Raw genomic sequence first — 13,143 nt, 5'->3', positions numbered from 1 at the left:
GGGCAGGCGGGCGGGGCACGGCCGGGCGGGGCCGGGTGCCTGCCCGGGGGCCGCTGCCGCGCCACGGGGGAGGGGGAGCGTCTGCCCGGTGACGGCACCGCGGGGCGGGATCGAGTTCGCGCCAGGCGCGCCGGCCGCGGGAGTTGGCCACTGCGGTTCCGAGGGACAGTGCGGTACAACCGTGCTGACGCCGGTTCGGGCGCCCGCCCGGATCCTGTATCCCGCCGCAGGACCTGTCGTCCCGGCGCCGTCGCCGGCTCGCAGGGGCGCCGGTCGTCGCATCATGCGCGAGGGGGAGGCCGGCGACGGGGAGAGGTCTGCCGCGCGACGCCCCGGACGCGCGGTCCCGCATCCGCAAGGAGACGCTGTGCCCGACACTGTTTTCCCCTCTCCGGTCCTCGTCGTGCTGCTGGGCGCAGCAGGCAGCGGCAAGAGCACCACGGCCGCCGCCTGGCCGCCCGAGAGCGTGCTGGAACTGGACACCTTCCGTGAACTCGTCAGCGAGGACGTGCTGCACCAGGACGCGACCGACGAAGCCGTGTACGCGCTGGGCACCGTGGTCGAGAGCCGGCTGGCGCGTCGCCTGACGACGGTGGTCGACGCCGACCACACCGATGTCGCGCTGCGCACCAAGCTGCTCGCGATCGCCGAGCGGTACGACGTCCCCGCGGTGGCGCTGGTCATGACCACTCCGCTGCGCCTGTGTCTGGACCGCAACGCACGGCGTCCCCCCTTCCTCCAGCTCGCCGAGGAGGCCGTTCGCGCGCAGTACGTCCAGGCCCTCGATGCCACTCCCGGTCTTCGGGCGGAGGGGTTCGAGCACATCGAGGCCCTCTTCGGAGGCGGGACGCTCGGGTGAGCGGGGCTGTTCGGGGATGTCCCGCCGGGCCGGGATCACGGATTCCGGCCGCACGGGGTGACGGGGGCAGGCCGCCGAACGCACAGGTCACGGGGGAGTGGCCGGGGAATCGGACGCAGACCCTCTGTTGAATTGTCATGCACATGACTCATCGGGTTGTGGGTGGCTCCCGGCTGATGGAGATTCATGCCGTCGCCGACCAGGAGGGGAACATGACAGTGCGGGCTGCAGTGGCAGGAGCGAGCGGATACGCGGGCGGTGAGGTGCTGCGCCTGCTGCTGGGACATCCCGCGGTGGAGATCGGCGCGCTCACCGGCAACACCAACGCCGGCCAGAGGCTCGGCGGGCTCCAGCCGCAGCTGGGCCCGCTGGCCGGCCGGCTCCTGGAACCCACCACCACCGAGGTACTGCGCGGCCACGACGTTGTCTTCCTCGCCCTGCCGCACGGCCACTCGGCCGCTGTCGCCGCGCAACTGGACGAGGACGTCCTGGTGGTGGACATGGGCGCGGACTTCCGGCTGGCCGACGCCGCCGACTGGGAGCGGTTCTACGGCTCGCCGCACGCCGGGACCTGGCCCTACGGCCTGCCCGAACTGCCCGGCCACCGCACCGCCCTGAAGGCCGCCACCCGCATCGCCGTACCGGGCTGCTACCCGACCGCCGTGTCCCTGGCGCTGTTTCCCGCCTACGCCGCCGGCCTCGCCGACACCGACGCGGTGATCACCGCCGCCTCCGGCACCTCCGGCGCCGGCAGGACGCTCAAGGCGAGCCTGCTGGGCAGCGAGGTGATGGGCTCGATGAGCCCCTACGGCGTCGGCGGCGGCCACCGGCACACGCCCGAGATGATCCAGAATCTCAGCGCGGCGGCGGGGGAGCGCGTCACCGTCTCCTTCACCCCGACCCTCGCCCCGATGGCCCGCGGAATTCTCGCCACCTGCAGCGCCCGGGCCAGGGCCGGAGTCACCGCCGACGACGTACGCGCCGCGTACGACAAGGCGTACGCCCAGGAGCCCTTCGTCCGCCTGCTGCCCGAGGGGCAGTGGCCGGCAACAGCATCGGTGTACGGGTCCAACGCCGCCCAGGTCCAGGTCGCTCTCGACGAGAGCGCCCAGCGGCTCATCGCGATCAGCGCGATCGACAACCTCACCAAGGGAACGGCCGGCGGCGCGATCCAGAGCATGAACATCGCCCTCGGCCTTCCCGAAACGACCGGACTTTCCACCATCGGGATCTCACCGTGAACGACGCACCTACAGACCGGCCGCCGCAGCACACGACCAGCGCCGCGCTCTTGTACCGCGCGGACGGAGAAGCGAACGAGGAGATGCAGTGAGCGTCACAGCAGCACAGGGATTCACGGCGGCCGGGACGGCCGCCGGCCTCAAGGCGGACGGCAGCCCGGACGTGGCCCTCGTGGTCAACAACGGGCCACGCCACGACGCCGCGGCCGTCTTCACCTCCAACCGGGTCAGAGCCGCTCCCGTCCGATGGTCACAACAGGTCCTCGGATCAGGGCAGGTCTCCGCGGTCGTCCTGAACTCCGGCGGCGCCAACGCCTGCACCGGCCCGCAGGGCTACCAGGACACCCTCACCACGGTGGAGACGGCCTCCCGCGCCCTGGGCGTTCCCGCCCACGAGGTCGCGGTCGCCTCCACCGGGCTGATCGGCGTGCCCCTCCCCATGGACAAGCTGCTGCCCGGCGTCGAGCGGGCGGTGCGCGAACTGTCCGCGCAGGGCGGCGAGAAGGCCGCCGTCGCGATCAAGACCACCGACACCGTGCACAAGACCAGCCTCTACGACGGACCCGGCTGGACCGTCGGCGGCATGGCCAAGGGCGCGGGCATGCTGGCCCCCGGGCTGGCCACGATGCTCGTCGTCCTCACCACCGACGCCGTCATCGACGCGCCGCGGCTGGACTCGGTCCTGCGCGACGCCACCCGCCTGACCTTCGACCGCGTCGACTCCGACGGCTGCATGTCCACCAACGACAGCGTGTTCCTGCTCGCCTCGGGCGCCGCGGGGATCACTCCGGACGACGACGAGTTCGCGGCAGCCGTACGCGGCGTCTGCGAGGACCTCGCCCGGCAGCTCATCGGCGACGCCGAAGGCTCCAGCAAGGACATCCGCATCGAGGTCGTGCACGCCGCCAGCGAGGCGGACGCGGTCGAGGTGGGCCGGGCCGTCGCCCGCAACAACCTTCTCAAGTGCGCCGTCCACGGCGAGGACGCCAACTGGGGCCGTGTCCTGTCCGCCGTCGGCACCACGCGGGCCGCCTTCGATCCCGACCAACTGGACGTCGCCATCAACGGCGTCCGGGTCTGCCGGAACGGCTCCATCGGGGAGGACCGGGCGAAGGTCGACATGCGCGGCCGGGAGGTCGTCATCACCGTCGACCTCGCAGCCGGCTCCGCCTCCGCCGTGATCTGGGCCAACGACCTCACCGCCGAGTACGTCCACGAGAACAGCGAGTACTCCTCTTGACTTGCTCCCCCTCGTGAATGAGGGGGGTTCCTACGGCTCGCGCCGTGGGGGTTTCTGCTTCACCACCGACTGCCCCGTCCGGGAGGACTCCCGTTGAGGTCTTACACCGGCTCCACAGACAGACACCGCCAGCCCGGCGGCCAGAATGTTCTTCGCCGCGTTCACGTCCCGGTCATGGACCGCGCCGCACTCACACATCCACGTACGGACGTTGAGCGGCAGCTTCGACCGGAGTGTGCCGCAGGCACCGCACAGTTTCGAGCTGGGGAAGAAGCGGTCGACGACCACGAGTTCCCGCCCGTACCAGGCGGTTTTGTACTCCAGCATCATCCGCATGTCACTCCACGCCGCATCACTGATGGCGCGGGCGAGCGGGTGGTTTCTGACCATGTTGCGGACGGTGAGGTCCTCGATCACGACCGTTTGGTTCTCACGGACGAGCCGGGTGGTCAGCTTGTGGAGGAAGTCCCGGCGCCGGTCGGCGATCCGGGCATGGACACGGGCGACCGTACGGCGGGCCCTGGCCCGGTTGGCGCCGTCGCCTCTGGCCTTGCGGGACAGTTCCCGCTGGGCCCTGGCGAGCCGGGCCCGGTCCTTGCGCTCGTGCTTGGGGTTGGTGATCTTCTCGCCGGTGGAGAGCGTCGCCAGGGACGTGATCCCCAGGTCGATGCCGACCGCCGTAGTGGTGGCGGGCAGCGCCTGGATGGCCGGGTCCTCGATGAGGAGGGACACGAACCAGCGCCCAGCCGCGTCCTGGGACACGGTCACCGTGGACGGCGTGACGCCCTCCGGGAGCGGCCTGGACCACACGATGTCCAGCGGCCCGGCCATTTTGGCGAGGGTCAGCCTGCCTTCGCGGAAGCGGAAACCGCTGGTGGTGTACTCCGCGCTCTTGCGGGACTTCTTCTTCGACTTGAAGTGCGGGTACTTCGCCCGCTTGCCGAAGAAGTTGGTGAACGCCACCTGCAGGTGCCGCAGCGCCTGCTGGAGCGGAACCGACGACACCTCGCTCAGGTAGGCGAGTTCCTCGGTCTTCTTCCACGCGGTCAGCATGGCGGAGGTCTGGTTGTAGTTGACCCGCTCCTGCCGGGTCCAGGCCTGAGTGCGGGCGTCGAGGGCCAGGTTGTAGACCTTCCGCACGCATCCGAAGGTGTGCGACAGCTCAGCCGCCTGCGCATCCGTCGGATAGAAGCGGTACTTGAACGCCCGCTTCCCACGCTTCGCGATCACGCTCACAAGCTAGCGCCACTTCTGGTCAAGTCCACATCTGCGAGCCAGGGAACTGGGATTCGCCCCGGCGGCGAATCCCAGTTCCCTGCCCTGCTCCGCAGGAGTCCGATTCTTCCCCGGCCTGAAGGCCGGGGTATCCACGGAGATATCCGATGACCGTGATGACCCCCCTCACTCCCACCGGGATGGCCGCCGCGCGCAAGCACACGGCGCTTCCCAAGGCCGACGCCCTCGTCGAGGCACTGCCGTGGCTCGCACGCCACCGGGGCAAGACCGTCGTCATCAAGTTCGGCGGCAACGCCATGGTCGACGACAAGCTCAAGGCCGCCTTCGCCGAGGACATCCTCTTCCTGCACCACGCGGGCCTCAGACCCGTCGTGGTGCACGGCGGCGGCCCGCAGATCAACAAGCAGCTGGACCGGCTCGGGCTCGAGTCCCACTTCACCGCGGGACTGCGGGTGACCACCGACGAAACCATGGACGTGGTGCGCATGGTGCTGGCCGGACAGGTCCAGAGGGAACTGGTCGGCCTCCTCAACCGGCACGGTCCGCATGCCGTCGGGATGACCGGCGAGGACGCCCGCCTGATGACCGCCGGCCGGGCCTACGCCGAGATCGACGGTGAACGCGTGGACATCGGCCGCGTCGGCGACATCACCGGCATCGACCCCGGTGTCGTCCAGGCCCTCCTGGACAACGGCCGCATACCCGTCATCTCCTCGATCGCGCGCAGCACCGACGAGGGCGACGGCGGCGTCTACAACGTCAACGCCGACACCGCCGCGGCGGGTCTCGCGGCGGCGCTCGACGCGGAAGTCCTGATGATCCTCACGGACGTCGAAGGGCTCTACCGTGACTGGCCCCACAGCGAGGACGTCATCTCCCGCCTCACCGCGGCGGAACTGGAGGCCCTGCTGCCCGAGCTGGCCAGCGGAATGATCCCCAAGATGAAGGGCTGCCTGCACGCCGTCAGCAACGGCGTGCGCAGCGCCAGGGTGATCGACGGCCGGGTACGGCACTCGGTCCTGCTGGAGATCTTCACCAACGAGGGCATCGGCACGATGGTCGTGCCCGACCCGGCGGACGAGGGCGCGGCCGCGTGAACGGCCACGACGGCCACGACGGCAACGACGGCCACGACGGCAACGACGGCCTGACCCGCCGGTGGCAGGGCGCGATGATGGACAACTTCGGCACCCCGCGTCTTCCCCTGGTCCGCGGCAAGGGCACCCGGGTGTGGGACGCCGGAGGCCGGGAGTACCTCGACCTGCTGGGCGGCATCGCGGTCAACTCCCTGGGCCACGCCCATCCCGCGGTGGTGCAGGCCGTCTCGCACCAGATCGGGGCGCTGGGGCACGTCTCCAACTTCTTCATCGCGGAACCGACCGTGGCGCTCGCCGAGCGGCTGCTGGACCTGACCGGCCGCACGGGCGGCCGCGTGTACTTCGCCAACTCCGGCGCCGAGGCCAACGAGGCCGCCTTCAAGATCGGCCGGCTCACCGGGCGCACCCACATGGTCGCCGCCCACCAAGGTTTCCACGGCCGCACGATGGGCGCCCTCTCCCTGACCGGCCAGCTCGCCAAGCGCGCCCCGTTCCACCCCCTGCCCGGTGACGTCACCTTCGTCCCCTACGGAGACACCGCCGCGCTGCGCGCCGCCGTCACCGAGGAGACGGCCCTGGTGATCCTCGAACCCCTCCAGGGCGAGGCGGGTGTGGTGACCCCGCCCCCCGGCTACCTCACGGCGGCCCGCGCCATCACGGCCGCGACCGGGACCCTGCTGGTCCTCGACGAGGTGCAGACGGGGATCGGGCGCACCGGCCACTGGTTCGCGGCCCAGGCGGAGGGCGTCGAGGCCGATGTCGTCACGCTGGCCAAGGGGCTGGGCGGCGGCCTGCCCATCGGAGCGGCTCTCGCGTTCGGTGCGGCGGCGGACCTGCTCGCGCCCGGCACCCACGGCTCGACGTTCAGCGGCAACCCGGTGGTCTGCGCCGGCGCCCTCGCCGTGCTGGCGGCCATCGCCGACGGCGGACTGCTCGAGCAGGTGAAGCGGACGGGCGAGCTGCTGCGGCGCGGCATCGAGGACCTGGGCCATCCCCTGGTCCGGCAGGTGCGGGGAGCCGGCCTCCTCCTGGGCATCGTGCTGAGCGAGGACGTCGCGCCCCAGTTCCAGCAGGCCGCCCAGGAAGCGGGCCTTCTGGTGAACGCGGCCACGCCCCATGTCATCCGGCTGGCTCCGCCACTGATCCTCTCGGACCAGGACGTCGGTATGTTCCTCGACCGGATTCCGGGCGTACTTGCCGCTGTTTGCCCCTAAGTGCCGGGTGTGCGCCCCGGTCAGTGCGTCAAGTGAGACCGGAAAACGACTAGAAAAAACCGCGACGATGGTTTGATAATGTGAGCGCAGCCCCACCTCCCTGTCGGCTCCGGCCGTCGGGCTCACACCGTTCGAAAGGTTGGATTGATGGAACGTCACCCACGGCGCTGGCTCATCCTGGTCGTGCTGTGCCTCAGCACGCTCGTGCTGGTGATCGACAACATGGTGCTCACCGTCGCGGTACCGACGATCACCGAGGACCTGAAGGCGAGCGCCCAGGACATCCAGTGGGTCCTCGAGTCCTACATGCTGGTCTTCGCCGGCCTCCTGCTGACCGCGGGAAGCCTGTCCGACAAGTTCGGCAGGCGCAAGGTGATGATCATCGGCCTTGCGATCTTCGGTGCGGCCTCCCTCATCGGCATGGTCGCCGCCACCCCGGAGCAGCTGATCCTCGGCCGTGTCCTGATGGGCGTCGGCGGCGCGCTGGTGATGCCGAGCACCCTGTCGATCCTGATCACGGTCTTCGACGAGGCCGAGCGGCCCAAGGCGATCGCGGTCTGGAGCGCGGTGGCCATGGTCGGCCTGGTCGGCGGCCCGGTCCTGGGCGGCGCCCTGCTCGCCCACTACTGGTGGGGTGTGGTGTTCCTCATCAACGTCCCCATCGCCGTGCTCGCCATCGTGGCGGCCATGGTGCTGATGCCGGAGTCCAAGGGGCCCTGGCGCAAGGCCGACCCGGTCGGCATGGTGCTCTCGGTCGTCGGCATGAGCGCCCTGGTGTGGACGATCAACGAGCTTCCCAAGGGCGGCCTCAGCCACACCGGCACGCAGGTGTCGCTCGCGATCACCGTGGTCGCGGTCGTGGGCTTCGCCGTCTGGGAGAAGCGCCACCCCTCCCCGATGGTCCCGCTCGCCCTGTTCCGCGACCGGGTCTTCACCGGCGCCAGCTTCTCGCTCGTCCTGCTGACGCTGGCCAACGGCGGCCTGATGCTCGTCCTCACCCAGTACCTGCAGTTCGTGCTCGGCTACACCCCCACCGAGACGGGGCTGGCCTTCACCCCGCTGGCCGTGGCGACGCTCGCGTTCAACGCGCTCGGCGCCTCCCTGATCGCCAAGACCGGAACCCGGTTCATGGCGGTCCTGGGCCTGCTGGTCATCGCCTCCGGCTTCGCCCTGCTGTCGACGCTGTCCGTCGGTGACGGCTGGGGCGTCCTGGCCGGCGCGATGTGCCTGATGGGCGCGGGCAGCGGCCTGGCGATGCCCGCGGCGATGGCGGCCATGATGGGCGCCGTCCCCGAGGAGCACGCGGGTGTCGGCAGCGCACTGAACGACACCATTCAGCAGGCCGGTGCCGCGCTCGGCGTCGCCATCCTGGGAGCCGTTCTGACCAGCACGTTCACCAGCAACATGCCGGCCGACGCCCCGGAGGCGGCCCGCCACTCGATCGGTGAGGCACTCGCCGCGGCCAAGGCGGACCCCGGTCTGCTGAAGTTCGTCAACGAGGCCTTCACCGACGGCATGTCAGCGAGCTTCCTCGCGGGCGCCGCCGGAGTCGTGGGAGCCGCGGTCCTGGCCTTCTTCCTCATGCGCGCGCGCAAGGACACGCCCGATCAGGGCGGGGAGACGCAGACCGCGCCCACAGGGGGCGACGAGACGAAGGGCGCCACTCCGGAGCAGATCCTGACCACCCACTGATCCGGAGGACACCACCGGAGAGCGGCGATCGCGGGTCCCCAGCCAGCACCTGAGGGGTCGCGACCGCCGCTTTCGCCGTACGGGCGAGGGTTTTGCCGTACGGGCGCAGGCGGCGGCCGGCCGCCGCCTCCCACCACCTGTCCGCATCCTGCCTTGGGGAGACCATGACCCATCCCTACAGCACCTCACACCTCACCGGCCGGCCCTCCACGGTCCGCCGCGTCCTCGCATGGTCCATCGACTTCGCTCTCGTCCTTATCGGGGCCTACCTGCTCGGCGTGCTCGCCGCCCAGCGCATCGCCGAGGCCTTCACCGACCTGCCCGACCTGACGATGCCGGGCGGATGGGACCTGCTCACCCTCGACGACAAGGCCCTGGACCCGCTCCAGCAGTACGGGCGGGAACTGTGGGACCGGACGGCGGTCATCGTCATCCAGTCCTTCGCCCTCCTGGCCGCCGGCACGTTCCTCTACCACTGGGTCCTGCTGACCTTCGGCGGACGCACCCTGGGCAAGAGGCTGCTGGGACTGCGCGTCACCCCGCACCGCGCGGGCCCGGCCGCCCTGCGGGCGGCGGTGACCACCCTCACCGACGTGGCGTGCTTCTCCCTGGCCTGCTGCCTGCTGACCGCAGGAGCCTTCCTCGCGTCCTTCGCGGTCTGGCTGCTGGCGGTCGCCGCCTTCTGGTTCAACGCCCTCTCGGCCCTCTCACCCTCCGGCCGTTCCCTCGCCGACCGGCTGGCCGGCACCTCCGTCATCCGGGGACAGGCACCGCCGGACGCATCCCTTTACGGGGACAGCACGGCCTACGCGGCCGGTGCGTTCGGTGCGGCCGGTGCACGGACAACACCGCCCCACCGGGTCCCGGCCGGGTGAGCCGCTGCACGGACAAACGCCGCCCCACCGGGTTCCGACCGGGTGAGGCGGCGTTCCACCAGAAGAGCCGGCCCGCTGCACGCGGGCCGGCTCAACGGTTTTCAAGTGTCCAAAACGGCCGGGTCGCACGCCGCTCCCGCCGGACTCACAGCACTCACAGCGGCGTGAGGACCATGAGGATCTGGTCCTGGTCGTTGCCGGGCCCCAGCCGGAAGGCGGCCGGCCAGCGGCCCACCTCGTACCAGCCCAGGCGCCCGTAGAAGTCCTCCAGGTTCCGGCCCCCACGGGCCGTCAGATGCAGCTGCTCCAGGCCCATCTCGTCCCGGGCGACCCGGCGGGCCTCCCGCATCAGGGCGGACCCCACACCGCGGCCGCGGACCGACAGGCGCGTCTGCACGTGGTGCAGGGTGCCCCAGTGCGCGATCAGCTCCGAGGGGTCGCGCCTGAGGTTCAGCCAGCCCACCATCTCCCCGTCCAGCCACGCGGTCACCAGGCGGCTGGTCACCGGGTCCAGACGTCCGACGATCCGGTCGACGGCCGGCGCGGCCTGCCGCGCGTCGATCCGCGGTACGTGGAAGCCGGCGGCGCCACCCGCGTTGGTGACCTCGATCCAACACTCGGTCAGGGCGTGGTGCAGCGAGGCAGGGACGTCGCCGGGCCAGGAGTACTGACGCAACGTGGGGAGTCTGGTGGCGAGACGGGTCATTCCCCAATCCTGCCCGCCGGGGCGCGCGCGGGGCCAGGTGTGCAGACCCGTACACCGGGCACGGCAAAGGGGCCGGGGCCAACAGGCCCCGGCCCCTTGCCGCCTGCGGAGGGTCAGGCCACCTTCGGAGCGGCCCGCATCCCGATGTACACACAGGCCGTACCGTCCGCGAGCGTCGAGAAGACGACAGGCATCCAGTCGGCGCTGTAGGCGCCGCTGCCGGGACCCGCGAACACCGTGGGGGAGACGGGGACGAGGTCCATCTCCAGCGGGGGCGAGAAGTCCTTCATGCCGTCGACGAACTCGTACACCAGGTGCGCGGTGCCGTCCTGCTCGGCGATGGTGATGACGACACCCTCACGCCGGTACGTGCCGCACAGCGGCGCGAGGTCCACCACAGGGAGCTGCTCCGGCGGCTCGAAGGGGGCGGGCATCCGCACACCGGCGAGGTCGCCCAGCAGCTCGTCGAAGAGCTGCGCGTAGAGCTGCCTGGCGTCGCCGCCGTTGGTGAGCAGGACGAGCGCGACGCCCGCCGAGGGGACCACCCGCAGGAAGCCGTACTGGCCGATCGACGCGCCGTCGTGCCCGAACCCCGGGGTGCCGGACCAGTCGTACAGCGTCCAGCCGAGCCCCCAGCCGTCGGCGCTGACCGTCCACTTGTCGGGGACGTCCACCTCGCGCCGCTGCATGGCGGCGATGCTCTGCGGACTCAGCACGCGCACGCCCTCCGCGGTCTTCCCCCCTTCCAGGTGCATCTTGACCAGACGGGCCACGTCACCGGCCGTGGCGAGCACCCGCCCGTAGGGGCCGGCGGAACGCGGCATGAGGTCCCAGGCGGGCGCGGGATCCGGGTCCTGCCCGAGCTCGCCCAGGTGCCCCATCGCGGCCCGGTGCGCCAGCGCCTCCTCGGGGAGCGTCATCGTGCCGGTGAGGCCGAGCGGCTGCAGGAGCCGCTCCTTGAGCGCCTCGTCCCAGGTCTGTCCCGTGAGGACCTCGACGATGCGGCCGAGCACGTTGTAGCCGAGGCTGCTGTAGGAGACCGCGGTGCCCGGGGGGCAGTCCAGGCCGACGTCTTTCGCGGCCTCGACGTACCGGGCCAGGCAGTCGTCGCCGCGCCCCGAGTCGTAGGTGAAGTCGCAGGTCAGTCCGCTGGTGTGGGAGAGCAGCTGGCGGGTGGTGATGGTGCGGGTGGCTTCCTCGTCCGCGACGGCGAAGTCCGGCAGTACGTCCCTGACCGGGGCGTCCAGGTCCAGTGCGCCGGAGTCCACGAGCTGCATGATCAGGGTGGCCGTGTAGATCTTCGCGAGGGATCCGAGCTGGAAGACCGAATCGGGCGTCGCGTCCACACCGGTGCCGCGGTGCAGGACGCCGCTGGCCAGTTCGTAGGTCTCCCCGCCGGTGAGGACGGCCAGCGTGGCGCCCGGCACGTGGTGGGCCACGCGGAGCCGGTCGAGCCGCGCCTGCCAGTCGGCCAGGTACAGCTTGCGGCCCTGGGAGTCCTTGGACCCCCAGTCGCCCGAGGCCGCCCAGTTGCCCTGTGCGTCCCAGCTCAGGTCCTTCGGCATAACGTCTCCCTCAGTAATGCGGATGGCATTCTCAGTACGCGAACACTGTACGCATGAGAAAATCTTGTACGCAATGGTGCATGGTGTTGGCGCACGGCTTCCGTGCCCGCCGGTTCCGGACCGGGACCGGCGGGACGGCGGGCCGTCCCGCCACGGCATCCGGTCCCAGGTCTCGTGGTCACGCACGCCGGGAAACGAGGCGTCGAACCCCTCGGCTCCCGCTCCACGCGATCACATACCGAACCGGACGGTCTCATTCAGAAGCGGCGATCTTGATCGTAAAGTGCCGCCCGGGGCGAGCGGAAGGCGCTCAAACAAGCGCTCCGGAGCCGGGCGGACCACCCTCACCGGGAGCGCCGGCCCGGTCCTGGCCTGAATGCGGGGGTGCGGGGGTGGGTGCGGGGGAGTCAGTCCCGCACGGCCACCGCGGCGGCGGTGCGGCCCTCGTCCACTTCGACGTCGCTGATCGTCCACCGCGGCACAGCCGCGGGGGCGGCCGCGGTGCCCACATAGTCCAGAGACGCGTCGCGGCCCAGGCCCGTGCCGAGCCCTTTGAGGTAGGCCTCCTTGCGGGCCCAGGTCCGGGCGAAGACCCCCGGGCGCTCCGGCGGCGGGTATCCGCGCAGTTCGTCCCGCTCCCGCGGATGCAGCGCCCGGCCCACCTCCTCCGCGACCTCCGGCGGCGGAACCCGCTCGATGTCGACGCCCACGGGGGAGGCCGCGAAGGCCACAAGTCCCAGGCCGTCGCTGTGTGAAAGGGAGAAGTGGACCGGGTTCCCCTCGACCGCCGGCCGGCCGTGCGGCTCGGGGCACAGCGGACAGGGCAGACGTGTCAGCGCCACCTCCGCGGGGTCCGTACGGAGGTACGCGCCGAGCAGGAGGCGCAGGCCCAGGTGGGCGGAGAGGTAGGTGTCCCGGTCGGCGGGGAGCCGGAAGCGGCCCGCACGTTCCCGTTCCGACCGGTCCAGAACGGCAGCGGCCTGCTCTCGTGCCCGTGTCCGGAACTCGGCTGTCCGCACGAGCCACAGGTGCGGTGCCTCTCCGGCCCCGGGCAGGACCGGCGGAACCGCGGCGCCGTGGGACCGCAGCTCCCGGGGACGGAGCGTCACTGCGTGGGTCGACATCCGCGCAGGCTATGCGGGACGGGCCCACGACGTCAGGTGTCCAACTCCGGCCACCGCCGGCGCCCAGGACACCGGGTGCGGGCCGGGCCCGCACCATGATTGCCCGGGGCGGAAGCCATGTGCTCGTATGCGGGGGACCGGGCGCTCGTGGCGCTCCTCCCGGCCGACCGGCACCCGCGGCCCGGCCGGCACTCAGGATCTCCGCGGATGATCGACGTAGGATGCATCCGACGATGCGTACGGCGTTCCTCATTGCGAACACCGTGGACTACGCTGCCGGTACGACGAGAGGGT

General features: G+C 71.2%; 11 protein-coding genes. 7 read left to right on the top strand and 4 right to left on the bottom strand.

Going from position 1 to position 13,143, the window contains the following annotated elements:
- Positions 1–367: 367 nt before the first annotated feature.
- From KUF83_RS36250 to argJ, 3 genes are all read left to right on the top strand, one after another.
- A complete protein-coding gene (locus KUF83_RS36250) occupies positions 368–859 on the top strand; it encodes an ATP-binding protein (protein ID WP_217459299.1) in 492 nt (163 codons plus the stop codon).
- 212 nt (positions 860–1,071) lie between these two features.
- On the top strand, positions 1,072–2,100 hold the full coding sequence (argC, locus tag KUF83_RS36245; protein ID WP_217459298.1) for an N-acetyl-gamma-glutamyl-phosphate reductase: 1,029 nt from the start codon (positions 1,072–1,074) through the stop codon (positions 2,098–2,100).
- 88 nt (positions 2,101–2,188) lie between these two features.
- Positions 2,189–3,340: a bifunctional glutamate N-acetyltransferase/amino-acid acetyltransferase ArgJ gene (gene argJ / locus KUF83_RS36240; protein WP_217459297.1), complete on the top strand. Its 1,152-nt coding sequence runs from the start codon at positions 2,189–2,191 to the stop codon at positions 3,338–3,340.
- Positions 3,341–3,370: 30 nt separating this feature from the next.
- Here argJ and KUF83_RS36235 read toward each other — a convergent pair whose 3' ends face one another.
- Positions 3,371–4,567, bottom strand: a complete 1,197-nt coding sequence (locus tag KUF83_RS36235; protein WP_374106233.1) for an RNA-guided endonuclease InsQ/TnpB family protein — start codon at positions 4,565–4,567, stop codon at positions 3,371–3,373.
- Positions 4,568–4,755: 188 nt separating this feature from the next.
- On the opposite strand from KUF83_RS36235, the gene argB reads away from it, so the two are divergent.
- The 4 genes from argB to KUF83_RS36215 all read left to right on the top strand — a co-directional run bounded on the left by argB (position 4,756) and on the right by KUF83_RS36215 (position 9,454).
- Entirely contained in the window at positions 4,756–5,673 is a 918-nt protein-coding gene (argB, locus tag KUF83_RS36230; RefSeq protein WP_217459305.1) for an acetylglutamate kinase, read from the top strand.
- The gene (locus tag KUF83_RS36225) at positions 5,670–6,887 is read left to right on the top strand and encodes an acetylornithine transaminase (RefSeq protein ID WP_308403299.1); all 1,218 of its coding nucleotides are present in this window, start codon (positions 5,670–5,672) and stop codon (positions 6,885–6,887) included. Before argB ends, KUF83_RS36225 begins: the two co-directional genes overlap by 4 nt.
- A gap of 147 nt (positions 6,888–7,034) precedes the next feature.
- Positions 7,035–8,579, top strand: coding sequence for an MFS transporter (locus KUF83_RS36220; RefSeq protein WP_217459295.1), 1,545 nt, complete (start codon positions 7,035–7,037; stop codon positions 8,577–8,579).
- 164 nt (positions 8,580–8,743) lie between these two features.
- Positions 8,744–9,454, top strand: coding sequence for an RDD family protein (locus KUF83_RS36215; RefSeq protein ID WP_217459294.1), 711 nt, complete (start codon positions 8,744–8,746; stop codon positions 9,452–9,454).
- A gap of 154 nt (positions 9,455–9,608) precedes the next feature.
- Here KUF83_RS36215 and KUF83_RS36210 read toward each other — a convergent pair whose 3' ends face one another.
- From KUF83_RS36210 to KUF83_RS36200, 3 genes are all read right to left on the bottom strand, one after another.
- A complete protein-coding gene (locus KUF83_RS36210; protein ID WP_217459293.1) occupies positions 9,609–10,160 on the bottom strand; it encodes a GNAT family N-acetyltransferase in 552 nt (183 codons plus the stop codon).
- Positions 10,161–10,273: 113 nt separating this feature from the next.
- Positions 10,274–11,725 (bottom strand): serine hydrolase, encoded by a 1,452-nt coding sequence (locus KUF83_RS36205; protein ID WP_217459292.1) that lies wholly within the window; start codon positions 11,723–11,725, stop codon positions 10,274–10,276.
- Between the two features lie 407 nt (positions 11,726–12,132).
- Positions 12,133–12,849 (bottom strand): 4'-phosphopantetheinyl transferase superfamily protein, encoded by a 717-nt coding sequence (locus KUF83_RS36200; protein ID WP_217459291.1) that lies wholly within the window; start codon positions 12,847–12,849, stop codon positions 12,133–12,135.
- Positions 12,850–13,143 lie beyond the last annotated feature (294 nt).

The sequence above is a fragment of the Streptomyces sp. BV286 genome (genome assembly GCF_019090165.1).
Lineage (GTDB): Bacteria > Actinomycetota > Actinomycetes > Streptomycetales > Streptomycetaceae > Streptomyces.
The sequence above is the reverse complement of the archived record's forward strand: the minus strand, read 5'-3'. Positions and strand labels throughout refer to the sequence as shown.

Excerpts from the sequence above, each read along its gene's own strand:
- argC (WP_217459298.1), top strand. The coding sequence starts at position 1,072 with ATGACAGTGCGGGCTGCAGTGGCAGGAGCGAGCGGATACGCGGGCGGT.
- argB (WP_217459305.1), top strand. The coding sequence starts at position 4,756 with ATGGCCGCCGCGCGCAAGCACACGGCGCTTCCCAAGGCCGACGCCCTC.
- KUF83_RS36220 (WP_217459295.1), top strand. The coding sequence starts at position 7,035 with ATGGAACGTCACCCACGGCGCTGGCTCATCCTGGTCGTGCTGTGCCTC.
- KUF83_RS36215 (WP_217459294.1), top strand. The coding sequence starts at position 8,744 with ATGACCCATCCCTACAGCACCTCACACCTCACCGGCCGGCCCTCCACG.
- KUF83_RS36210 (WP_217459293.1), bottom strand. The coding sequence starts at position 10,160 with ATGACCCGTCTCGCCACCAGACTCCCCACGTTGCGTCAGTACTCCTGG.
- KUF83_RS36205 (WP_217459292.1), bottom strand. The coding sequence starts at position 11,725 with ATGCCGAAGGACCTGAGCTGGGACGCACAGGGCAACTGGGCGGCCTCG.
- KUF83_RS36200 (WP_217459291.1), bottom strand. The coding sequence starts at position 12,849 with ATGTCGACCCACGCAGTGACGCTCCGTCCCCGGGAGCTGCGGTCCCAC.